The 23,931-nt window shown below is 57.0% G+C and carries 22 protein-coding genes; 4 read left to right on the top strand and 18 right to left on the bottom strand.

Going from position 1 to position 23,931, the window contains the following annotated elements:
* Nucleotides 1–108: 108 nt before the first annotated feature.
* Entirely contained in the window at nt 109–1,923 is a 1,815-nt protein-coding gene (locus VGH19_14435) for an arylsulfatase (protein ID HEY1172564.1), read from the bottom strand.
* A gap of 81 nt (nt 1,924–2,004) precedes the next feature.
* The gene (locus VGH19_14430) at nt 2,005–3,615 is read right to left on the bottom strand and encodes a sulfatase-like hydrolase/transferase (GenBank protein HEY1172563.1); all 1,611 of its coding nucleotides are present in this window, start codon (nt 3,613–3,615) and stop codon (nt 2,005–2,007) included.
* A gap of 525 nt (nt 3,616–4,140) precedes the next feature.
* On the opposite strand from VGH19_14430, the gene VGH19_14425 reads away from it, so the two are divergent.
* Nucleotides 4,141–5,466 carry a hypothetical protein gene (locus VGH19_14425; GenBank protein ID HEY1172562.1) on the top strand — a complete coding sequence of 442 codons (1,326 nt, stop codon included), beginning with the start codon at nt 4,141–4,143 and terminating at the stop codon, nt 5,464–5,466.
* A gap of 186 nt (nt 5,467–5,652) precedes the next feature.
* Here the strand turns inward: VGH19_14425 and VGH19_14420 are convergent, their stop codons facing one another.
* Nucleotides 5,653–6,231, bottom strand: coding sequence for a hypothetical protein (locus VGH19_14420; protein ID HEY1172561.1), 579 nt, complete (start codon nt 6,229–6,231; stop codon nt 5,653–5,655).
* 264 nt (nt 6,232–6,495) lie between these two features.
* Here VGH19_14420 and VGH19_14415 point away from each other — a divergent pair, with 264 nt between their 5' ends.
* The gene (locus VGH19_14415) at nt 6,496–8,169 is read left to right on the top strand and encodes a sulfatase-like hydrolase/transferase (GenBank protein HEY1172560.1); all 1,674 of its coding nucleotides are present in this window, start codon (nt 6,496–6,498) and stop codon (nt 8,167–8,169) included.
* An 11-nt stretch (nt 8,170–8,180) separates the two neighbouring features.
* On the opposite strand, the gene VGH19_14410 is transcribed toward VGH19_14415, so the two are convergent.
* Nucleotides 8,181–10,790, bottom strand: a complete 2,610-nt coding sequence (locus VGH19_14410) for an alkaline phosphatase family protein (protein ID HEY1172559.1) — start codon at nt 10,788–10,790, stop codon at nt 8,181–8,183.
* Between the two features lie 116 nt (nt 10,791–10,906).
* Between VGH19_14410 and VGH19_14405 the strand changes: the two genes are divergently transcribed.
* On the top strand, nt 10,907–11,794 hold the full coding sequence (locus VGH19_14405; GenBank protein ID HEY1172558.1) for a TIM barrel protein: 888 nt from the start codon (nt 10,907–10,909) through the stop codon (nt 11,792–11,794).
* 83 nt (nt 11,795–11,877) lie between these two features.
* Here VGH19_14405 and VGH19_14400 read toward each other — a convergent pair whose 3' ends face one another.
* The 3 genes from VGH19_14400 to VGH19_14390 form a co-directional block, all read right to left on the bottom strand.
* A complete protein-coding gene (locus VGH19_14400) occupies nt 11,878–12,111 on the bottom strand; it encodes a hypothetical protein (GenBank protein HEY1172557.1) in 234 nt (77 codons plus the stop codon).
* A 106-nt stretch (nt 12,112–12,217) separates the two neighbouring features.
* The gene (locus tag VGH19_14395; GenBank protein ID HEY1172556.1) at nt 12,218–13,453 is read right to left on the bottom strand and encodes an IS4 family transposase; all 1,236 of its coding nucleotides are present in this window, start codon (nt 13,451–13,453) and stop codon (nt 12,218–12,220) included.
* 94 nt (nt 13,454–13,547) lie between these two features.
* Nucleotides 13,548–14,063, bottom strand: a complete 516-nt coding sequence (locus tag VGH19_14390; GenBank protein HEY1172555.1) for a hypothetical protein — start codon at nt 14,061–14,063, stop codon at nt 13,548–13,550.
* Between the two features lie 148 nt (nt 14,064–14,211).
* Here VGH19_14390 and VGH19_14385 point away from each other — a divergent pair, with 148 nt between their 5' ends.
* The gene (locus VGH19_14385; protein ID HEY1172554.1) at nt 14,212–14,586 is read left to right on the top strand and encodes a (2Fe-2S) ferredoxin domain-containing protein; all 375 of its coding nucleotides are present in this window, start codon (nt 14,212–14,214) and stop codon (nt 14,584–14,586) included.
* Nucleotides 14,587–14,615: 29 nt separating this feature from the next.
* Here VGH19_14385 and VGH19_14380 read toward each other — a convergent pair whose 3' ends face one another.
* From VGH19_14380 to VGH19_14330, 11 genes are all read right to left on the bottom strand, one after another.
* On the bottom strand, nt 14,616–15,068 hold the full coding sequence (locus VGH19_14380) for a ferritin-like domain-containing protein (GenBank protein HEY1172553.1): 453 nt from the start codon (nt 15,066–15,068) through the stop codon (nt 14,616–14,618).
* Nucleotides 15,069–15,227: 159 nt separating this feature from the next.
* Nucleotides 15,228–15,635: a F0F1 ATP synthase subunit epsilon gene (locus VGH19_14375; protein HEY1172552.1), complete on the bottom strand. Its 408-nt coding sequence runs from the start codon at nt 15,633–15,635 to the stop codon at nt 15,228–15,230.
* A 77-nt stretch (nt 15,636–15,712) separates the two neighbouring features.
* Entirely contained in the window at nt 15,713–17,164 is a 1,452-nt protein-coding gene (gene atpD, locus VGH19_14370; protein ID HEY1172551.1) for a F0F1 ATP synthase subunit beta, read from the bottom strand.
* A gap of 12 nt (nt 17,165–17,176) precedes the next feature.
* Nucleotides 17,177–18,058, bottom strand: a complete 882-nt coding sequence (atpG, locus tag VGH19_14365; protein ID HEY1172550.1) for an ATP synthase F1 subunit gamma — start codon at nt 18,056–18,058, stop codon at nt 17,177–17,179.
* Nucleotides 18,059–18,092: 34 nt separating this feature from the next.
* Nucleotides 18,093–19,634 (bottom strand): F0F1 ATP synthase subunit alpha, encoded by a 1,542-nt coding sequence (atpA, locus tag VGH19_14360; protein ID HEY1172549.1) that lies wholly within the window; start codon nt 19,632–19,634, stop codon nt 18,093–18,095.
* A gap of 24 nt (nt 19,635–19,658) precedes the next feature.
* Nucleotides 19,659–20,051, bottom strand: coding sequence for a F0F1 ATP synthase subunit delta (locus VGH19_14355; GenBank protein ID HEY1172548.1), 393 nt, complete (start codon nt 20,049–20,051; stop codon nt 19,659–19,661).
* Nucleotides 20,052–20,077: 26 nt separating this feature from the next.
* The gene (gene atpF / locus VGH19_14350; protein ID HEY1172547.1) at nt 20,078–20,641 is read right to left on the bottom strand and encodes a F0F1 ATP synthase subunit B; all 564 of its coding nucleotides are present in this window, start codon (nt 20,639–20,641) and stop codon (nt 20,078–20,080) included.
* Between the two features lie 75 nt (nt 20,642–20,716).
* A complete protein-coding gene (locus tag VGH19_14345; protein ID HEY1172546.1) occupies nt 20,717–20,923 on the bottom strand; it encodes an ATP synthase F0 subunit C in 207 nt (68 codons plus the stop codon).
* 78 nt (nt 20,924–21,001) lie between these two features.
* A complete protein-coding gene (gene atpB, locus VGH19_14340; GenBank protein ID HEY1172545.1) occupies nt 21,002–22,018 on the bottom strand; it encodes a F0F1 ATP synthase subunit A in 1,017 nt (338 codons plus the stop codon).
* Between the two features lie 404 nt (nt 22,019–22,422).
* Nucleotides 22,423–22,827 carry an FKBP-type peptidyl-prolyl cis-trans isomerase gene (locus tag VGH19_14335; GenBank protein HEY1172544.1) on the bottom strand — a complete coding sequence of 135 codons (405 nt, stop codon included), beginning with the start codon at nt 22,825–22,827 and terminating at the stop codon, nt 22,423–22,425.
* Nucleotides 22,828–22,849: 22 nt separating this feature from the next.
* On the bottom strand, nt 22,850–23,929 hold the full coding sequence (locus VGH19_14330; protein HEY1172543.1) for a peptidylprolyl isomerase: 1,080 nt from the start codon (nt 23,927–23,929) through the stop codon (nt 22,850–22,852).
* Between the last annotated feature and the right edge of the window lie 2 nt (nt 23,930–23,931).

The raw sequence follows: 23,931 nt of genomic DNA, 5'->3' as shown, positions 1-23,931 counted from the left end.
CAGCGCTAACGATCACTCACATGACATAAAAACGCCCAGAGCCTCTTCTCCCTCTCCTCTCAACGAGGAGAGGGCCGGGGTGAGGAGTGAGCAAGCCCAACGCCTACCTCAATCCAAGAGAGTCAACGTCACCCTTCTCACATCCATCACCGACTTCCCCGGAATCTCCAACGCTTTCAACGTCATCGGCCCCACACCCTTCGTCAGCTTCACCTCACCGAGCTTCAACGTCTTAAACTCCTTCATCTGCGATTCCCCGTCTGGCCGCGGCAAAGTATCCTGATTCGTGTTCAGCGGCGGATCCCATCCCGGCCCGACTTTACCCGCCAGCTTGCTCTCTAGGAAACTCAGCTCCACCAGCGATCCCGCATCCGGGACCGGACACGTGTAATCCACCGTCACCTCATACTTGCCCGTCGTATGCACATCCAGCAGCCACACCATGCTGTCCTCCTTGCTCGTCCAGTTCACGAAGTAAGAGCAATTCGGTGCGCTGCTGCTGCGCTTCACCGCGCCACGCGGCTCACCATCCCGTGCAGGCAGCATCGTGATGGGAAACTCTTTGTAGCCCACCGTCAAAGGCCGTTGATCCACTGCATTACCACCCTTCGCCTTGCCTTTCGCTTGCGCTCCGGCTGCCTGCGGTTTGCCGAACACATCAGCGCGCCACGCCTTCACCGCTTCCGCGAGTTCCGCCGCTTTCGCCGGATTCTTCTCATTGATCGCCGTCGTCTGGCCCGGGTCCGCGATCATGTCATAAAGTTTCCCCGCATCATCCAGCCGATACTGCTGCGTGCGCACACTCACCTTCCCCGCCCAAGTAGAAAAGATCATGCGATCCGACCAACTCGTGTTCTGCTTCATCAACAACGGACTCAAGTTACGCCCATCTAATGGCAGATTGCCCACACGCGGAATCCCCGCGAGCGACGTCAACGTCGGCAACAAATCAATCGCCCCCGTGATCTCCTTCACCGTATGCCCTTTCGGCAACTTCGCCGGCCAGCGCATATAAAATATCGAACGCACCCCGCCCTCATCCGTGCTCGCCTTGCGCCCTTTCATCCCATCATTCCAGCGAAAACTGTTAGGCCCATTATCAGAGAAATACAGCACGATGGTATTCTCGCTCAGCCCCAGATCTTTCAACTTTGCCAGAATGCGTCCCACGTTCATGTCTTGGTTCTCGATCATCGCCAGCGCACAACGCGTCTCATTCTCCCCCTCCTTCGTCGGGTCCGTCGCCTTTTGCGTGATCGGCATGTCCTTGAAACGTTTCCAATCCTTCTCCGGTGCCGCCCAGGGCGAATGCGGCGTGGTGAACGGCACATAGCACAGGAACGGCTTGCTCTTGTTCCGTTCGATAAAACTCAGCGCCTTGTCCGTGCAGATATCCGCGATGTAACCCTTCTCCCGCCCCATCTTCCCATTCGTTTCCAGCGGCGGATCGAAATACTCGCCCCAATGTCCCGACGTGTGACCAAAGTATTCATCAAACCCGCGCGCCATCGGATGATAAGGCCACTGGCTGCCATTGTGCCATTTGCCGAAAGCACCCGTCGCATAACCCGCCGCCTTGAACGCATCCGCCACCGTCTTCTCTGTGAGATCCAACCGCTCCTGCCCTGTTGAAACCCCCTTCACCCCGCCACGCGGATGATACCGCCCCGTGAGAAACTCCGCCCGCGTCGGCGAACAAACAGGACAGACATAATACCGATCCAACCGCACCCCATCCTTCGCCAGCGAATCGATGTTCGGGGTCCGCACCATCTGATTCCCATTCCCGCTATAATCCCCAAACCCCGCATCATCCGCGAGCATCACCACCACATTCGGTTTCGCCACAGCAGCATTTGCCATTATCGGCAACAGCATCACTGCGGTGACCAGCAAACAACCCAACTTGAATATCCGTTTCATAGTCTCCCCTTCCTAGTCATTCTAACGATTTAACCAATCACGTCATTCGTCATTGCTCATTCCTTGGTCATTCGGATTTCGTCATTCGTCATTTTTCTTTTTGCCCTTCTTCCCACCCGCCGGCCCTTCATTCACCGGCCCGGCCAATGGCGGCGTCTCAAAATACTTCCCGCCATCCACCATACGCGGATCACCCGTGCGCTTCAGTTCCTCCATCAAACGCGCCTCCAGCAATGCCTTCGCACCCGTATAGGCTGAATCCGCCGCCACATTCTTCATCTGCTGCGGATCTTTCTTCAGATCATACAACTCCTCACGCGGACGCTTGCCATACGCGCGATCATAATACGGCTTCCACTTCGGATCATTCCGCACACTCACCAGCCACGCCTTCGCCGGACCCGCATCTTCATCTGGCAACGTCACCCGCGTCTCCTCCGTGATCTCCTCCGCCGTCGGCACATTTGTTCCATCCAGCCGATACGGATCGCCCAGCGGATACCGCTCCGGCATGAAGTTCACGATATAGAGATAATCTCCCGTGCGAATGGCCCGTTGCGGATACGGCAGATACTCCGCGCGCGCATTCTCCACATGCCGCTCACGCCCGATAAACACCGCATCCCGCTTCGAATCGATCTGTCCCGACTTCGCGCTCGTCAGCAACGGCATGAGACTACGTCCCGTCATCGTCGCGGGCGCCTTCACACCACCCACTTCGAGGAAAGTCGGCGCCAAGTCAGGCAACGTCGTAAGATCATCGATCACCCGACCACCCTTAACGCCTGGCCCGCGAATCGCCAGCGTCACACTGGAGCCGAAATCATACAGATTGCATTTCCCATGCGGAAAACCCGGCGGCCCATGATCACCGCTCAAGACCACCAGCGTGTTATCCAGCTCACCCATCGCCTCAAGCTTCTTGAGCAACACACCCACCGCCGCATCAAACGCCTGCACCTCGCCCAGATAATCCGCGAAATCCTCCCGCATCTCCGGTGAATCCGGGATGAACGGCGGCAGCTTGCCCTTCAGCGAATCCGGCTCGATGCCCCACAACTTCTTCCCCGAACCTTTGATCCACTTGCGATGCGTCGTCGTCGGCCCGAACCAATAACAGAACGGCTGCCCCGCCTGCCGCGCCGCGATGAACGCATCAAAATTACCCGCCACTTCCGCATATAATTCCTGTTTCGCCGCCTCCACATTCTTCCCGTTCGCCACCATCTGCGTCACATTCTCAGACGTATTGTTGAATCTCCCGCCCGCCTTCTCATATGCATACTTGCCCGCGCCGTAAGGCGCATCATTCGGCGTTCCCGGCCCCCACACCTTGTAAGTCTCCCCGATGTGATAACCCGCCTCCTTCAACAAGAGCGGATACGCCGGGATCTTCTCATCCCACACCGCCCCCCGCAGAATCGCTCCCCGTCCCGTCCGCCAGAAATGCTGTCCTGAAAGCAACGCACTCCGGCAAGGCGTGCAACTCGGCGCGGATACGAATGCTCTGCGGAATAATACGCCCTCGCGTGCAACGCGATCCACATTCGGCGTCTTCACCACATCGTTGAAAGAGCCCGCCCCATCCACCTTCGCACACGCACTCGCCACCCGCCCCCAATCATCCGCGAACATGAACACGATATTCGCCCGTTTCTTTTCAACTTCTGCCGCCCTAACCGACAACCCCATGACTAAGCACAAAAGAACACACGCCATCGTCCTCAGTATGAAAACGCGGCAAATATCCCCTCCTCTCCCCGATGGCAGGCCGAGCTTCGGCGGAGAGGGCCGGGGTGAGGGGGAAGGGATCATCCAATAATCCGTCGTGCTAAAATTGCGGATTTTGAGATTCATAAAAAGCATTCTCGTAATAGACGTCATCGCACCGCCCGCAGGTTTCAAGGATTGTTCCCCTAAGACTGAAGCAAACTCTCCATTCACGCAAGCCCTTCACCAGACATCAGCGTGCGACGAAACACACAGCCCGTGCTGCCGGATTCCAGCCGGCAGTAAAGAATCGTTCAATATGGCATTCGGAGCATCCTGACATAGCGGCCTATCTTTACGCCGGCTCCGTCTCGATATTCGTTGCTTCTCCCTTCCCTCTCTGAACGTTGGATGGAAGTTGGACGTTTCCCCTTTCCCCCATAGGCCCCTGATGCAACCAGTTTCTCCTTTCTTCCGCTTCCTCCTCGCGCTATAGCACCCTCACCCATGCGTCATTTCATTCTGCTCTTTCTCGCCCTCGCCCTATCGGCCTCCGCGCAAGTGGCCCCTTACGACCAACCGCTCCCCGTCGCGCCTCCCTACTATCGCGTGCGCTACGAAGCTTCCACTAAGCCCGGCGAACTCGTGTATCCGGTGAACTACACCCTCTGGATTCCGCCCGGCGTGAAAACTGTGCGTGGCGTGGTTGTTCATCAGCACGGCTGCGGCGAAGGCTCCTGCAAATCCGGCCAGACCGGCGCGTTCGACCTGCACTGGCAGGCGCTGGCGAAGAAACACGATTGCGCCCTCCTCTCACCGACCTATGAGCAGCCGGACAAAGCCAACTGCCAGATGTGGTGCGATCCCCGCAACGGCTCCGCTGCCGCCTTTCAGAAATCTCTGACCGACTTGGGCGCACAGTCCGGCCATCCCGAACTCGCCAAGGTGCCTTGGGCGCTGTGGGGACATAGCGGTGGTGGACATTGGTCCGGCGGCATGGTGTTGCTCCATCCCGATCGCGTCGCTGCCGCATGGTTGCGTTCCGGTGTGCCGCCGCTGACTCCGAGCACCCCTAAACCAGATTACGCCATCACCGACGCCGTGGCTCAGGTGCCCGTCATGTGCAATCTCGGCACGAAAGAAGGCGTCACCGTAAAAGACGGACGTTTCGCCGGTGTCTGGAAAGGCGTCGAGACCTTCTTCCTCGCCATGCGTAGCAAAGGTGCCCTCATCGGCGTCTCCGCGGATCCTTTGACCTCTCATGAGTGCGGCAACCAACGCTATCTCGCCATCCCGTGGCTTGATGCCTGCCTCGCCGCCCGCCTGCCCGCCAAGGCTGGCGACCCGCTCAAACCCATGTCCGCCAAGGACGCCTGGCTCGCCCCGCTCTACCTTGGAGAAGGAGAAATCGTCCCTCCCGTGACCGCCGCGAAATTCACCGGTGCCGTGGAAAAATCCGTCTGGTTGCCAAACCAAGCCGTCGCCAAAGCATGGGCGCAATATGTGAAAGACACCGCCGTGACCGATGACACCCCGCCGCCCGCTCCCACCAATCTGAAAGTGAACGGCAACGAACTGACGTGGGAATCCACTGCCGATCTCGAAAGCGGCCTCGCCAGCTTCATCATCGAGCGCGACGGCCAATTCCTCGCTAACGTCCCCGAGAAAGGTAAAAACCCCTTCGGCCGCCCCATCTTCCAAAACCTCCAATACAGCGACACCCCATCACAACCGCTCGTGCTCATGCGCTACACCGACACCCAAGCGAAAGCTGGCGTGAAACACCAATACCGCATCATCGCCGTAAACACCGTGGGACTGAAATCCAAGTAAGCGAACTTCAATTCCCCTCTCCTCCGCAATCGGAGGAGAGGGCCAGGGAGAGGAGGCACTTCCCTGTAACTAAAATTTCCCAGCCCTATCTCCTGACTGCGCCCTTCTCAACCCGAAACCCAAAACCAGAAACACGAAACTTTATAGGCCTCCGGTGCAACCGGCTGAAAACTTGAAACTCCTCCACTACCTCACAAACCTCCCCAACAACCCCTCCAGCTCCTGCACCGGCCCCAACGGCCTCGTCTTCCGTTCATGCCGCTCCGTCTTCGGCTGCCCCGACCACATCGTATAAACCACCGTGTCATCCTTCACCAAAACCAGCGCCTTAAAATTCCACCCCTGATAACACGTCTTGCGATCAAAGGAGAACACATCAAGTAGCAGATTCCCGTAACGCTTGCTCCTCTCATCGATCACTTCCACCTCGTAAGCACAGCCCTTTTCCTGCGCTGCGATGAAATCACGCACTGGCGGCGGCACATCCTCCATCTTCACCGAACCGTTCGGCACGAAGCGGTTCATCACATCCAGATAAGTGAGCACGCGTACGTTCGGATTCCCGCACGGATGAAACCCCAGATAGACCAGATCCTCCGTCATCGTCGCATTCACCTTGATCTGGTCGAAATCATTCTTTGCCGCCTCGAACGTCTTCCACTTCATCTCCGTATTCGCCCGCCCCTTCGCCGACATGCTCTTGCACCCCGTCTGCAAAAATGCCGTGGTCATCACAAACAAAAGTAACAACACACGCATTTTCATAAACAAAACCCGGATGAGAGTTGGTCAAGCACCAATCCCATCCGCGTCCCGCAAGCTAAGCCTCACTCAAGCTTTTGCAAACCGCGCCACAGGTAGGTGATACCCTAGCCACCGGAGCGCGGGTCTCCGACCCGCAGCAACATCCATAAGCAAAGATGGCGTCAGTCATTTCAGAGCAGTCACCAGAACTATCCCTCCATTCGTTCGTCCTCGTTCGTCTGAAATTACCTTCCGAATCATCCCTTCCTCCGCTACTCTCCCCTCATGCGCTTTCCCAAACTGTGGTTGCACCTCCTTTGCGGTGTCATGGTCCTTGCGTCTGAAACCTTTGCCGCCACCACCAAGCCCAACATCGTCTTCATCCTATCAGACGATCACAGCTATCCTTTCCTTGGCTGTTACGGCACGGACATGAAGACGCCGAACATCGATCGCTTCGCCAGTGAAGGCATCAAGTTCCGCCGCATGTTCACCACCGCTCCGCAATGCGTACCTTCCCGCGCCAGCATCATGACCGGCCGTTCACCCGTCGCCGCGCGCATCACGCGCTTCAGCTCCCCATTGCACCGCGAAGAGATCACCTTCCCTGAGATATTGAAGCAACAGGCCGGTTACTTCGTTGGTGTGCTCGGTCGCTCTTATCATCTCGATGGTTCAGGCCAGGCACCCGAAGCCAGCGCCCGCGTTTTCGATGAAAAGAAGATGCGTACATTCAAGGAACGCTTCGATTATGTGGATGCTACTGGCCAGGAGAATGTTCCCAAGCGCATGGCCGAGTTCTTCGATCAACGCCCGAAAGACAAACCTTACTTCCTTTGGGTGAACTTCAGCGACCCGCATCATCCCTGGAACACAGGAAAGAATCCGCCTGATCCGGCCAAGCTCAAAGTGCCCGGTTCCCTGCCCGATCTGCCGGGCGTGCGCGATGACCTCTCACGCTATATGGGCGAGATCGAACACATGGATGGCGATTTCCAAGGCGTGCTGGACATCCTCAAGGCCAAGGCTGGCTTGGAGAACACGCTCATCATCTTCATGGGCGATAACGGCATGGCGTTCCCCAGTGGCAAAGGCTCTTTGCACGATCCCGGCCTGAACGTTCCATTGCTCGCGTGGTGGCCCGGCGTCATCAAGCCCGGTGGCGATTCCAAAACGCTCATCTCCGGTGAAGACATCGCACCAACCTGCCTTGAAGCGGCGGGATTAAAAGTCCCCGACCGCATCAGCGGTGTGAGCTTCCTCCCGCTTTTACAGGGGAAACAATTCAAGGGCCGCGAACACATCTTCGCCGAGCGCGGACCTCATGGCAGCTCGACCTTCACAGAAAACACGACCGCCAGTTCCGTCGATTACAGCCGCGCCGCTCGCAGTGATCGTTACAAGCTCATCTATAACGTGACACCGAACATCCGCTACACACCCGTGGACAGCCAAGGCGATCCCGGCTGGAAAGCGATGCTGCAAGCGAATGAACAAAACCAACTCGCGAGCGAATTCGTGAAGCTCTACTTCACCAGCCCGCGCCCTGTGTATGAACTGTATGACCTCGAGAAAGACCCATCGGAACTGAACAACCTCGCCGGACAAAAAGACTTGGCCGAAGTGGAGATGGGCCTGAAAGAAGCCATGCAGCGCAAGATGATCGTGGACTTCGATTACTTGCCACTCCCCATCCCGCCAGGACCGAAAGGCAAAGCCGGTGGTGCTGCTGCTGCCGAAAAGAAAGGCAAGCAAGCCGCCGATCCCGCCCGTGAAAAACAATTCACGCAGAAGGACAAGGACGGCGACGGCAAGCTGAGTTGGGAAGAATTCAGTGCCGGACGCGGTGCCGATGCCGAAGGCTGGTTCAAAGCCCGCGATGTGAACGGCGACAAATTCCTGAGCAAAGAAGAATTCGTCACCAACAACGTGGCGAATCCCCCGACCAAAGCGAAATAGCCGCGCCGCTTCTAATCATCATCGTCATCCCCACCCGGACGCGTGAAGACAAATGCCGCTCGCACCGGCGCTGGCATCGGACTGTTCGCCCCGCGGATGGCGCGCCAAATGATCTCGTTCAGCAATAGATCATCCGCCGCATCTTCCTTCGTGAAATCCATCTTGCGCGATTCCTCAGCACCCCAAGCCAGCTTGGTGTTCCGTTCGTTCAGGTCGACATTGGCGGCCTTGGCCGTATACGGGCGCAAATCCGGCTTGGCCTGGAACGAATGAAACATCGGCGTGGCTGCCGCATCGAATTGCGACATCGGTCGCATGCCCAAGATCAGTTCCATGGTCCGCAGCATCGAGCTGGTGGAATACATCGTGGAATCGACATGCTTGCGCTTCGTGTAAGGGCTCACCACCAGAGCCACTGTGCGATGGGCATCGATGTGATCAGGACCATTCTGCGCATCGTCCTCCACCACGAAGATAGCCGTTTGCGGCCAGAACTTGGAGTGGCTAAGCGCTTCGATCACTTGACCTAACGCGAGATCGTTATCCGCCACCGCCGCCGCTGGCGTATGCTTGCCCGGTGAAGTGCCGGAGGTATGGTCATTGGGCAGACGCACGATCTGGAGCCGTGGCATCTCACCTTCCTTCTCGAACCGCCGCAACTCACTGATGAAACGTTCCGCCCGTTTCACATCCGGATAATCCATGTCAAAGCTCTGGTAGAAAGGATCGAAGTTGCCTTCCAACGTTTTGACCTTGGCCTTCGCCGGGTCTTTCGGTGTCTTGCCGTTCTGCACGAACTCTCCATAACTCCGGAATGTGACGCCCGCTTCTTTGGCCCGGTCCCAGAGATAACCACCTGCCGGTGTCGCGATCGGGAAATTACCCTCGCTCGGATAGGAATATTTCTTCGTCTTGTTATGCCCGTAGCTCAGCGGCCAGAATTTCTCCACGAAGTCCGTGGCATACGCGCCCATGCTCCATTCGTGTCCATCTGCGCTTACCTCGCTTTCAACATAGAAATTATCCAGCAGCACGAAATCACGGGCGAGCTGGTGATGATTCGGCGTGATCTTTTCTGGGAACAGGCACAGCTTCGGATCGCCTTTGCCTTCCGGCATGTCACCGAATACTTGGTCATAAGTGCGATTCTCCTTCACGATGTAGATGCAATACTTGATCGGGCTCGCCTCACCCACCTTGGCGGGAATGGGATTGTCGCCCGGCCTCGCTACAGGTGGAGTATTGTCCTTTTGCAACGGCGAGCATTGATACGCCTGCGCTGTATAAGTCTCCAGTTGCGTTGCAAAGGCCGAACGCTTGGGCAGATCAATTATGCTCAACGTCCCTTTGAAAAGACCGCCGATGTATTCCGTCACCGTTCCCGCAGGCGCTTTCTTGCCCGGTTGCGGTCCATTCGGGTTGGCCTTGGAGATGATGCCTTTGCCATTCGCGATGAGCAGTTTCTTCCCATCCGGCGTCACGCGCACCGATGTGGGATACCAGCCCGTCGGGATGAATCCCAGCGAACGGCTCTTGCCACGCACACTGACATCGATCACTGCAAGTGTGTTGATATTCGCATTGGCGACGAACAACGTTTTCTCATCCGGTGTCAGCGCCAGGCTGTTCGGCGTGGCTCCCGGAGGCGAGGCCGGATGTAATGCCGCCCAGATGGTCTCGATCGGCTTGCCCTTCTCCGTGTCGAACACCGTCACAGTGTTCCGGTTCGCATTCGCCACATACAGAAGTTTGCCGTTCTTCGTCAGCAACATCTCGTTCGGATGATCCTCCGTGGGCCAGTTCGCGATGATGCTGTTGGAATTAAGATCGATCACCGCGACCTGTGCATGCGCCCAAAGGCTGACGTAAAGACGCCCTTTGCGTTCATCCAGACGACACGCGTAAGGAAACGGCGCTTCCGGACTGGTCGGGTCAGAAGCCGCCTCGGCGCGCTTGCGAATGGCGGCGGTATCGTCACTCACAGCGGCTCCTGATGCAGAGAATACTTTACTGCGTGCCGCTGCATATCCTTCAAAACCGATATCCACGACTTTATTCGTTCCGCTCAGATCCACTCGCGCGATGCTTTGCCCCAACACATTGGCGACATAGAGATTCTGCGCATCACCCGACAAGGCCATGCCCGCGGGGATGCCACGTTCCTTCACATCCTTCAGGCGGACAGCGCTGGCTTCACCCAGCTTGCCCGTCGCCGCTTCAAAACTGAAACTGTGCACCACTTCATTACCCGCGCCACTGGCATAGAGACGGTCACCGGTGCGGGTGAACTCCAGTCCGTAAAAAGATTCTTCCACCTTCGCGCGATGAACTATCTTGGCACTCGCGATCTCCACCACCACGACCTCATGCGCACCATGCCCGGAATGAAGGATGGCCGCATAACGACCGGCTGGATGCATGGCGATATTCACCGGAAAATCTCCGAGGTCCACTTGCTTACCCGCCGGCCGGAGCGACCACATGTTAGGCAGCAGCACGGAACCATCCGCCTGCAAACCGGGCCAGCGCGCGGAAGAAGCGGCCGATGTTTTCTCCGCAGCCGAAGCGGCAAAAGTGATGGCTAGTGCGACGGTCCCCGCCAGCAATCGTAAGGTCATCATGGTTTGAGAACGGTTTATAGCCCCTTCCGATAGCGCGGTAAACCGCAAAGCCAAATTGCACGCCGCCCGAAGATTCGCTTGCACCATTCGCGAGGTCTTCGCACGATGAGAGCATTATGTTATTGATGGGTATCGGCGATGAGGCAGGCGGTAGCCTGGATTCACAGATCAAAGCCACCAAAGCACTCGGCTGGAAACATATCGAGATGCGCGGCGTGGAAGTGCCGGGCTTTGCGAAGGATAATTTCCATAATATTCCCGAAGCGGCATTTGATCAGGCCGTGGCGAAGCTCAAGGAAAACGACATCACCGTCTATGCCTTCGGCTCCACCATCATGAACTGGGCGAAGACGATCGAGACGCCCTTCGATGTCACCGTCGGCGAAGTGAAACGCGCCATCCCCCGCATGCAGAAGATCGGCACGAAGTTCGTCCGCATCATGAGCTTTAAGCCCACGGAAGATGCCGCGGAGATTCCTTCCGTCGTCTTTGAGCGCGTGCGTGAAGTCACCAAGATGTTCCTCGATGCTGGCATCCAGCCCGTGCACGAGAACTGCATGAACTACGGCGGCATCAGCTGGCAGCACGGCATTCAGATGATCGAAAAGGTGCCCGGCCTCAAGTGGGTCTTCGATACCGCCAATCCTATTTTCAACTACGATCGCCGCGGCGCGAAGCCTTGGGGCCGTCAGGACCCGTGGGAATTCTGGCTCCAGATGAAGCCGCACACCGCGCACATCCACATCAAGGATGCGACGTGGAATCCGGCGAAGAATGATGCCGATTACAACTGGCCCGGTGAAGGTCAAGGCCGCGTGAAGGACATCCTGCGCGATGCCTTCGCGAGCGGTTACAACGCCGGCATCTCCATCGAACCGCACATGGTCGTGGTGTTCCATGATACGACGGGCGGCGGCAAGACGGTGACGGAAGCCGACACGCAGGCGAACTTCATCGAATACGGCAAGCGATTGGAGAAGCTGATCGCCGAGGTTAGAAAGTGATTCGTTGAATCGTTAAAAGGTTTTGTGCACAGCCGCTGGAGTGATCCAGCGGCTGTTTTGCTTTTCGGTCGTGATCCCAGGGCTCACGCATTTAAATTGATGCCGAGGAGGTGGAGGAGATAGCGGTTGTCCCAGCCGGCGGCTTTCATGCGGCCTTTGAGGCTGCGTTTGGCTTTGAGTTGATCGGCTTTGATAAGGTTCAAGGCCCAACGGCGGAGGGTGGCGAGGTTTTCGTCGGCATGACCGCTGCGGGCGCGGCTCTGGTCCTCGTTAAAGTTTACATCCAAGACCAGTAGCAAACCACAGAGCTGAGCCAAGCGTACAAAAGGAGATGAATGGCGCGTGAAAGAACGCGCGTGGCGGTTTTCTTGATTTTGATTTAAGCGGTTGAGCGGTTGTTTTTAAGGTCAACGGGGGCCTGTGCTATCCCACAGCAAAAGGCATATAGGTTTGTTCCGGGCGTCCTAGGAGGCGGAAGTGGCCGTCTGCTGTCCCACAGGATTTGAGCAGTTTGAGAAGGTCGAGCTTGCACCACAAGGCCGAGCGCAGATAGGCCCAGAGCCGGGTGAAGCTGTGCTCCCACGAACTGAGGTGGGCCAGATAGCGCAAGAGCACATAGACCAGCAGGGCGGTCCAGACCTGCCAGTGGACGGCGTGGGCGCTGTTGCCCAGAAAGTCAGCCAGCTGCAGGGTTTGCTTGAGCTGGCGGAAGAACTTCTCGATGTCCCAGCGACAACGGTAGAGTTCGGCGATGCTGGTGGCGCGCCATTCCAGATTATTGGTCAGGAAGACCAGTTCGGTAAGCTGCCCGTCTACCTCCACCTCGGCCACCACGCGGCGGAGGGTTTCCGGATAGTGCTGGCTGCTTTTGACTCCCTGCAAGCTGATCAGGTCGTCGCGCTGGATGGGGCCGTCCTCCGGGACCGGCAAGCGGTGCTGCACCCGGTAGTCCAGGTTCTCCTTGGCGCGGGTGACCCAGAAGACGCCGCGCTGCTGGAGATCATACAACTGGGCAAAGATCATGTAAGCCCGGTCAAACAGGGCGATTTCACCGCTCTTAAGCCCGGCGCACAGCGCCGCCGCATGGCTGCTTTCATGGTGCGGGGCCAGATCCAGCACGGCCAGGCGGGGCAGGAAGGTCTGGAGATCCAGCCGCAGGTGCAGCTTGGTGGCGGCCTTGCGCCGACGGTGACGGGCCCAGTCCATGCAGTTGGCGACCAAGGTGATGACAGTCGCATCGACCGCATGCACCGTGCGCTTGAAACGGGTCAGCCGTTGTTTGCCTGTGCCAAAAGCCGGGGTGATGCTTTGCAAGTGTTCCAGCATGGCCCACAGGAGCTGCTCGGCCAACTGGGGATCACGCACCTTGTTGGCATGGGACAGCGCGTTGGCACTGGGGGCGACCGCCCCACGGATGGTCGCCAGCGCATGGCCATGCAGCCGCAAGGAGTCGCACACATCGTTGAGGCTGATGGCATGGGTCAGTTGCGCATACACCAGACTCACCACATGGCTCCAACAGGTGAAGGTGCGTGCCCGCTCCGCCACCCCCGTCTGCCGCCCCAGCCGCTCCACCAGATGACCGGGAATGAGATTGCAAATCTGCCGCAGGACTTCCAGTTTCGAACGGTGCTGGTTTGAGTGCTTTTTTGTTTTCACCTGCTCCGTGTGGCGCAGTCAAAATCCTCAGACCAGCATTTTCTGCTTCTACTCCTGTGGTTTGCTACTGGACTTCCTTGGTAAAATACTGCCCCTAAATACTCACCTTTTCAACCACCTCCAACTTCACCCGGTGAATCAGATAAACGATCAACACCACCACCACGAGATACGCGAGGGAAAGCAACGCATTGAGAAAACTTCCCACAGCTAACAAGACGAATACCGCCCCTATAACTGCTATCACCATATAAGCCGTCCGCCACCTGTCCGCGTCCTTCGCCAAATCCGAACGTCCTTTCACCTCGGTCAGTTCGATGATTCCGGCTAGCAACTGCCACATCATCCCGCAATCAACCAACGCGGATACCAAATATAGCAATCGCGACAAAACGCCTCCCGGCATAACGATACTGATCAGTGATAGCCCTACCATAATCCACGCAAGATTGCTGGTGAATGGAAACCTCCGTGATGCCGCTCCCAACCTGCTGCAACCGATCGCCACCAAGATGTATCCAATGAAATCAGGAAGCAGATCGAATCCTACACGGACATCGATGCCGATCAGCACCAATCCCCAAAAGACTAATCCAAAAGAATTCGCCATAGTTCCTTCTGCTTTATTATGACCTGAATTGACTCAGATCCAACTGTCCCAACTCATACCCCAGCCGAAGATAAACTCAATCCCCTAAGACACAACAAGCTCCCTTGCTCCGGTCTGCGGCCCGGCGTAACTTATTCCCATGGGCGAAATGTCATTAGAAGATACCGTCGAAGATTTGGGCCTCGAGAAATTCAAGCGTCACATCTTTCTTTGTGCCGGCCCTGACAAGCCCAAGTGCTGCAGCGAAAAAGTCAGCCTCAAAGCTTGGGACTTTCTGAAAGATCGCCTCAAGGAATTGAAACTTGTCGGTTCCGAGCCGCAAGTGTTTCGCACCAAGGTGAATTGCCTGAAAGTCTGCACACAGGGCCCCATCGCTGTCGTTTATCCCGAAGGCACTTGGTACCACTCCTGCACCCCTGAAGTGCTCGAACGCATCATCCAGGAACATCTTATTCACGGGCGTATCGTGAAGGAATATGCCTTCGCAAAAAATCCGCTGACGGATAAATCCGCAGCGGACTAATTGGATAAAATTTCAGGCTGAAGAACTGTTTACTTCTTCTCGTATTCCTTCAGGAAGCCGACGAACTCACGCCGGTGCTCCTCTTCATCCGCCAAAATCTCGATCACCATATCCTGCGTCACGAAGTCTTCGCCGTCACAGATCTTGATCAGCTTCGTGTATTGAGCGATAGCACCCTCTTCCGCCTCGATCACACCCTTGATCGCAGCCACGATGTCGGTGGTGTCCTTATGGGGTTGCAGATATTTCTGATCACGCGGCAAATCTAACGATCCCGGCACCAAGCCACCCATCGTTTTGATCCGCTTGGCCAGGCGTTGCGCATGCATCAATTCCGTGGTGATGTCCGCCGCCAATGATTTCTTCACCACATCGGACCGCACACCATCCAGATTCACCGAGTTGGCGATGTAATTCTGCACCGTCTCCAATTCCATGGCATAGGCCGTGGCCAGTTCTTTGATGATCTTGTCTTTGCCCATAATGGGGCACTATAGCATCGAAACAGCCTCTGCCAAAAAGCCGGGCCGCTTCCCGTGGTAGGTGTACACCCAGCAGACCGACGAAACCTGACAGTTCACAAAAAGAAAAAGGACGCCCTCTCAGGCGTCCTTTTCGTGTAAAGATTTTTAGATTGCGAACTAGCGGCGTTGGCGGCGCTTGACGTTCAACTGGGCCAGCGATTGCGCCAGCGCAGCCTGCACCAAGGCGGACTCTTCGTCGCTCAGCTTCTCCTGCAGACGCGCTTCCGCACGCTTGCGGGCTTCCTCGGCCTTGTTCTCGTCGATGTCATCCGCTTTCACGGCCATGTCCGTGAGGATGGCCACGCGGTCACCGGTGATCTGGACGAATCCATCACCCACCGCGAGCAGGCTGTCCTGGCCGTTCTTGCGCACGGCCACTTCACCCGCCACCACCTGCGTCATCAGCGGCACGTGCATCGGGTAGATGCCCATCTCGCCTTCGACACCGGGAAGCGTCACCATGTCCACGTCTTCGGAATAGATCTTCGCTTCCGGCGTGACGATTTCTAGTTTCAGTGTAGCCATTGCTGTTGAGTGTAGTTTGAGTTGAGGGTTGAGAGAGGGAATAGCCCTCAACTCTCAACCATCATCACTCAACTAAACTAGCCTTTGATTTGGTCGATCGAGCCCTTCATGTAGAAGTCGGCCTCGTTCACGTCGTCGTGCTTGCCTTCAATGATTTCCTTGAACGCGCGCACCGTCTCGGCCACCGGCACCTGCTCACCCTTACGCCCCGTGAACTGCTCAGCAACCGTAAAGGGCTGGCTGAGGAACTTCTGGATCTTACGGGCGCGGAACACCGTCGTCTTGTCTTCGGGCGAGAGTTCATCCATACCCAAGATCGCGATGATGTCTTGCAGGTCCTTGTAGCGTTGCAGAATCTTCTGCACGCCACGGGCCACATTGTAATGCTCCTGGCCGACGATGTCCGGCGTCAAAGCGCGGGAGTTCGAGGCCAGCGGATCCACGGCCGGGAAGATGCCCAACTCGGCGATGGAACGCTCCAGCACGATCGTCGCATCCAAGTGCGCGAACGTCGTGGCGGGCGCCGGGTCAGTCAAGTCATCCGCAGGCACGTAAACGGCCTGGAAGGACGTGATGGAACCCTTCTTCGTCGAGGTGATGCGTTCCTGCAAGTTACCCATCTCGGCAGCGAGCGTCGGCTGGTAACCCACCGCGGACGGTGTGCGACCCAGCAGCGCGGAAACTTCCGAGCCGGCCTGCGAGAAGCGGAACACGTTATCGACGAACAGCAGCACGTCCTGGTTCTTCTCGTCACGGAAATATTCCGTCACGGCGAGAGCGGACAATGCCACGCGCAGACGTGCACCCGGAGGTTCGTTCATCTGGCCATACACCAGTCCGATACGGGAACCGGGTTCGATGATCGGCATGCCATGCTCATCCTTCTTCGGATGACCATGCTCGTCCTTCTTCACCTTGATGACGTTGGACTCGATCATTTCGTTGTAAAGATCGTTACCTTCACGGGTACGCTCACCGACACCCGCGAACATCGAGATACCGCCGTGCAGCTTCGCGATGTTGTTGATCAGCTCCATGATCACGACGGTCTTGCCTACACCGGCGCCACCGAACGCGCCGACCTTACCACCCTTCAAGAACGGGCAGATCAGGTCGATCACTTTGATACCGGTGGTCAGGATCTGCGGGCTGGTGGACTGGTCCACGAGCGCCGGGGCTTGACGATGGATCGGGTTGAACTTGTCCGCCTTCACCGGGCCCTGCTCATCGATAGGGTCGCCAGTGACGTTGAACACGCGGCCCATCACGGCCTCACCGACGGGCATCGAGATGGGTGCGCCGACGTCCGTGACTTCCATGCCGCGACGGAGACCTTCCGTCGTGCTCATGGCCACGGCGCGGACCCAGTTGTCGCCGAGGTGCTGTTGCACTTCGAGCGTCAACTTGACGGCTTCGCCGCCGGGCGGGGTGAAATTGATGGTCAGTGCGTTGTAGATCGCAGGCAGATTGCCTGTGAACTCCACGTCCACCACCGGACCGATGATTTGAACGATTTTGCCTTTGTTCATGCGGATCTAGAATTAGCCCATCGCCATCGCGGCGCTGGTGATTTCCAAAAGTTCTTTCGTGATATTTGCCTGACGCAGCTTGTTGTATTCCAGCGTAAGGTCTTTGATGAGTTGCTTCGCGTTGTCGGTCGCGCTCTTCATCGCCACCATCCGTGCGCTATGCTCGGACGCCTTGGCTTCCAGCAGATATTGATACACCTGATAGTTCAGGTAATGCGGCAGCAAGTTGCTGAACACTTCGCCCGCGCTCGGCTCAAACTGATATTCCAGCTCGCTCTTCTGCAGCTTCGCGGCTTCGTTATTATGGCCGCCCATGTCAGCATCCAACGCACCCACTTCGCCGATCGGCAACAGCGTGCGCATCTCGGGCTTCTGCGTGAGCGTGTTGATGAAATTCGTGTAGAGCACGTCCACCTGATCAACCTCGCCGCTCAGGAACAGTTCCTGGGCGAACTTGGAGATGGCGCGCGCTTCGCTGAACTGCGGAGCGTCCTTGTAGGTGAACTCCGCCGCCAGATTACGCTTCGTGCGCGCGATGAACTGCGACGCCTTGCGGCCAGCCGTGATGTAAACTGTGGTGTTCTTGTCCAGCTTACCCGCTTCACGCAGCAAGTTGGAGTTCAAGGCACCGCACAGACCTTTGTCCGTGCTGATCACGATGATCGCGCGCTTCTTCACTTCGCGCTTGTCCATCAGCGCGTGGGTGAACTCACCGGCGCCTTCACTCACCGCTGCCAGCACCTCATTCATGAGCGTGGCGTAGGGACGGCCCGCGAGGGCGGCCAACTGCGCCTTGCGCATCTTGGACGACGCCACCATCTGCATCGCCTTGGTGATCTGCGCCGTGTTCTTCACCGACTTGATCCGTCGGCGTATGTCGCGCGTGCTGGGCATGGTTCGTTAAATGCGTTTACGGCTGTGAGATCGCTTAGCGATAAGACTGCTTGAACTCGGTCACCGCCGCCTTCAACTCGGCTGCGAGAGCGTCGTTGATGGCTTTCTCGGTGCGGATCTTCTCAAGCAACGACGCTTTGCGCGTGCCCAGGAAGTCGAGGAGCTTGCCTTGGAAATCTTTGACCTTGTCCACGGCCACGTCGTCCAGCAACGCATTCTGCATCGTCCACAGAACGGCCACTTGGTTCTCGACCGGCAACGGATTGTATTGGTTCTGCTTGAACAGTTCCACGATGCGCTTACCGCGCTCGAGCGTGGCTTGCGTCTTCGCATCGAGATCGGAACCGAACTGCGCGAAGGCCGCGAGCTCGCGGAACTGCGCCAAGTCCAGCTTGATCTTGCCGGCCACTTGCTTCATCGCCTTGATCTGCGCGGCGGAACCTACGCGGGACACCGAGAGACCGACGGAAATAGCAGGGCGAACGCCTTGGTAGAACAAATCCGTTTCCAAGTAGATCTGGCCGTCCGTGATGGAGATCACGTTCGTCGGGATGTACGCGGACACGTCACCAGCTTGCGTCTCGATGATCGGCAAGGCCGTCAAAGAACCGCCACCAGCGCGCTCATTCACACGGGCGGAACGCTCGAGCAAACGGCTGTGGAGATAGAACACGTCACCCGGATACGCTTCACGACCAGACGGACGCTTCAAGACGAGGGAAACTTGGCGATAGGCAACAGCTTGCTTGGAGAGATCATCAAAAATGATGAGCGCATCCATGCCGTTATCCATGAACCACTCGCCCATCGCCGCACCGGAGAACGGAGAGAGGTATTGGTTCGCGGCAGAATCGGAAGCGGCAGCCACGACGACGATGGAGTATTCCAACGCGCCCGCCTTTTCCAACTCCGCGATCACGCGCGCCACGTTGGATTGCTTCTGACCGACGGCCACGTAAATGCTGTAAACCGGGCGGAAACCCTTCGGATAGGAACCATCCGCTTGCTTCGCCTGGTTGTTGATCTTCGCCTGGTTGATCATCGTGTCCACGCCGATCGCGGTCTTACCCGTCGAACGGTCACCGATGATCAATTCACGTTGACCACGGCCCACGGGGATCATCGCGTCGATCGCCATGATACCCGTCTGGAGCGGCTGGCTCACGGATTGGCGTTTGATGATACCGGGCGCAATCTTTTCCACCGGATATTGCGTCGTGGCTTGGATCGGACCCTTGCCGTCCAACGGACGACCGAGCACGTCCACCACGCGACCGAGCAGGCCCTTGCCCACCGGCACGGAGAGCAGCTTGCCCGTAGTGCGGACTTCGGCGCCTTCCTTCACGGAGAGGTAGTCACCCAAGATGATCGCACCGACTTCGGTTTCTTCGAGGTTCAGCGCGAGGCCGATGACGCCGTTACCGAAGTCCAACATCTCGTTGGCCATCGCGTCAGTCAGACCTTCGATCTTCGCCACACCGTCAGAGATCTCACGGACGATACCGACGTTTTGCTTGGAGACCGACGTCTTCACGCCGGCGATCTGGGCTTCAATATCCTGGAGAATGGAGCTCATAGCAGTTCGTTAAAATTCCTAAAATTACAGAGATTCTTTAAGGGCATTCAGACGCGCGGCCACGCTGCCGTCATACACATCGCTGCCCACTTTGATACGCAAACCACCGATCAAGGCCGGATTCACCCAGAAGGTGACGTTCAAGCCCGTGCCGTAACGCTTTTCCAAGTTCGCCTTGATGCTGGCCATCAATTCCGGCGAGGTCTCGGTCGCGTTTTCCACGCGGACCGTGCGACGGTCCAAGTCCAGCTTCACCAAGCGCTGGAAATGCTGGAGCGTGGCCACATAACCGCGCGGCTTGCGCGCGATCACCTGGGTCACCGCTTCCCGCACGCGGCTCTCGTCCAACAGGCCGTTCACGCGGCAGGTCAAAAAGAGCTGCTTCGCATCACGACGGGCTTGTTTGCCGATTTTCACAGTAGTTTAAAAAGTTGCTTAGTTGATTAAGCAGCCAACTGGCGATTCGTTTCCTCGGCCAGACGCTTCTGGTCATCCGCAGAAAGGATCTTGCCGGAGACTTGCATCGCCGCCTTCACCGCGAGGTTACCGATCTCACGCTTCAACTCGGTTTCCAAACGCTTGAATTCGCTCTCATTCGCCTGCTTCGCCTTGGCGATGATCTCAGCCGCAGCCGCGACCGCCTTCTGGCTTTCGCGCTCGGTGATTTGGGCCGCTGCTGTGCGGGCTTCTTCGATGATCTTGCTGGCCGCTGCGCTGGCTTCAGAGATCAGACGCTTGCGCTCCGTCTCAGCCTGGGCGAGTTCCACCTTGATCTTCTCGGCGTTCTCCAAGCCCTGCTGGATCGTCTTCTGACGTTCAGCGAGCATGTTCAAGATCGGGCCGTAGGCGAACTTCTTGAGCAACAACGCCACGACAACGAACGAGATGAGCTGGGAGATGAACAGCGATGCATTCCAACCGAACGTCTCGGCGATTTGCGCCGGAATGCTTTGTTCCGCACCAGCAGGAGCAGCCGCTGCTGCCGCAAGCATCAAGTGATTGATCATAAAATCAAAAAATTAACTGGTTCGCATTAACCCGGGCTGCCGAAGCAGCCCGGATATAACTACAAGCACTCAGGCTTAGGTATTCTTCACGAGGAAGATCGCGAAGAACACGATACCTTCCGCCAGAGCGGAGCTGATGATCGCCTGGGTCAGGATCTTGCCTGATGCACCCGGGTTACGACCAACTGCTTCGGACGCCTTCATGCCGATGATACCTACGGCGATAGCGGAACCGAGAGCCGCGATGGCTACGTGCAGATTGCCACTGATTTCTGCGAACATGTTATTTACCTTTCTTTGTCTTTCCCGGCAGCCCCCACAGTCATAGCCAATGGTCAGACTGCCGAAATTGTTTAAATCTTAATGATGCTCGTGACCCGCCTCTTCATGAGCGTGATCCCCATCACCGTGCGAGCAGATCAACTGCGTGAAGATCGCCGTCAGCAAGGTGAACACCAAGGCCTGCACGAAGCCGACCAGCAACTCCAAGAAATAGAACGGCAACGGCACCAGCCAGCCGAAGTATTTGCCACCCATGATCGCCATGGCTTCCAGCAAGTTTTCACCGGCGAAAATGTTACCGTAGAGACGGAAGCTGAGGGACACCGGACGGAACAGGATGGAAACCACCTCCAACAGACCCACCATCAAGAACACCAAGATCAGGAACGCCTTCATACCACCCACCGCGTCACCATGATAACCGAAGATATGACTGAAGGTGCCACCCACACCATTCGCTTTCACCGCCCAATAGATCCACGCCACAAAGAATACGATAGACATGGCCGAAGTCATGTTCAGGTCCGCATTCGCACCACGGAACACCGGACGGCTCAAGTGATGCAAGTGACCTTCCGCATCCGGCACACCCCAACCGATCGAACCCACACCCGGGATCAAACCGAACCAGTTGGCGAAAAGAATGAAGAGGAACACCGAAGCGTAGAACCAGAACGTTTCACGGGCGAGCTTGTGACCCAGCAGACCTGCGAGGAAGTTTTCCAAGCTTTCCACCACCCACTCAGCGAAGTTCTGCAAACCGGAGGGAACGCGCTGCAGCTTGCTCGTCGCCATCTGCGCGCCAACAATCAGGAAAATCGCCACGATCCAAGTGACCACCATAGAATTGGTGACCTTGAAGAAACCCAAATCCACGAGCACGGGAGCATGAGCAGGCAAACCCTCAGCATGATGCTCGGCATGCGCACCTGCCGCATGAGCTGCGTCAGCCGCATGACCAGCCGCTTCACCGACGGCATTCGTAGCCGCATGCAAAGTTTCCTGCACGGCTGGAGCCACAGACTCAGCTGCCAGACCGAACAGAGGCAGAGCCAACAAGGCCACTGCCGCCAAAATTGATTTCAGCGTGCGCATTCTATTACCCAAAAACACGTTTACGGACCTCACAAAAAGGCCGCATTCGTACTTCGTTACAACCGAAACGGTCCGGCAGAGTGTCTCATCGTGAAATTTTTCACAAGCGATTTTTTTGAACAAAAGGGACGAATTTGAGTCTACTTATCCGCTTAATCAGAAATTCCGCTCATACCCCCTGATTTCAGCCGGTTTCCAAGTGGAGCGCGACTCTCCGAGTCGCAGCAACTCTCATTAGCAAAAGCAGCCCGAGTCACTTCAAAGGCTTTCCATCACTTAACCGCAGCCATTTTTACCGCTATTTGGCTTTTCACCCTGCTGCGACTCAGAGAGTCGCGCTCCAAAGCAAAAACCGCCGTCCAGCAGAAGCCAGACAGCGGTTTTCTGAATATTCTAAGGATTACTTAAAATCCCACCATCTCCACTTCGAAGATCAGCGTGGCATTCGGCGGAATGACACCACCAGCACCGCTCGCACCGTAACCGAGCTGCGGCGGGATGATCAGGACGCGTTTCTCGCCCTTCTTCATATCCACCAGCGCCTCGTCCCAGCCAGCGATGACCTGGCCGACGCCCACGGTGAACTCCAACGGTTCGCCACGCTCCACCGAGCTGTCGAACACCGTACCGTTCACGAGCTTGCCCGTGTAATGCGCTTTGATATCCGTGCCCGGCTTGGGCTTGTTGCCTTGGCCTTCGGCCGTCACCAAGTAGCTCAAGCCCGAAGGGCTGGTCACCAGTTGCGCGTTGGGATGCTTAGCCTTCAGGCTGGCGATGGCGTTATCAAGCTGCTGTTGTTCGCGGCTCATAGTAGTAGTTAGAGTTGATTGCTTAAAAGCTCACCAATTCGACTTCAAAGATAATCGTCGCCATCGGAGGGATGCCGCGACCACCCGCTTCGCCGAAGCCCAGCTTGGGAGGAACAATAAGGATGCGCTTGCCGCCCTTCTTCATACCCGTGACGCCTTCGGACAAACCGGGCATCGTACGGCCCAGTTCCAACGGAACCGGCTGGCCGCGCTTGGTTGTATCATCCAGCAATTCACCCGTCGCGAGTTTGGCCACGATGTGTACACTGGCTTTTCCGTCCGCCTTGATGCCATCGCCCGAACCATCAGTGACCGTAAGATACTGAAGACCTGATGCCGTAGTCACCATTTCCGACTTCGGGAAACGCGCTTTAATCTCGGCCAGCGTGGCTTCCGTCGCCTTTTTGGCTGCTTCCGCCGCTTTCTTGTTGTTCTCCGCTTCGCGGGCACCTGCGCCTTTGAGCAATGCATCAAACGCCGCCTGGTCAGCCTTGAACGCCTTGGCCTTGTCGCCTTGGCGGATGATTTTCACCGTGTTCATTTTCACTTCGGTGATCGGGCGGTCTTGCGCGCCCTTCGGCACATCGCCGATGGCTTTCACCACATCCTGACCTTGGATCACTTTGCCAAACACGCTATGCCGGCCATCCAGATGTGGCGTAGGCCCGAGCGTGATAAAGAATTGGCTGCCGTTGCTGCCGGGACCGGAATTCGCCATGGACAGGATGCCCTCGCTCGTGTGCTTCAGGGTGGGATCAAACTCATCTGGGAACTTGTAACCGGGACCGCCCGTGCCGCGGCCATCCGGATCACCGCCCTGGATCATGAAGCCGGGGATGACGCGATGAAAGATCACGCCGTCATAGAACTTCGTGCCTTTCGGCTTGTTGGAATCTTTGGTGCCTTCCGCCAGACCGACGAAGTTCGCCACCGTCAGCGGCGTCTTCTCGAATTCGAGCTGGATGAGGATTTTGCCCTTCGTGGTATCGATCTCCGCGTAGAGCCCGTCTTTTAATGCGTCTTGAGCCATGGTTGAAAAAGGCAGCGTGGCGGCCATCAAGAGGCCACCGAGGAACAGCGAACGGATCACTGATTGCTTCATAT

The organism is Verrucomicrobiia bacterium (genome assembly GCA_036405135.1).
In the GTDB taxonomy this organism is placed as follows: domain Bacteria; phylum Verrucomicrobiota; class Verrucomicrobiia; order Limisphaerales; family JAEYXS01; genus JAEYXS01.
Note: the sequence above shows the minus strand (reverse complement) of the source record. Positions and strands in the feature narration are given on the sequence as shown.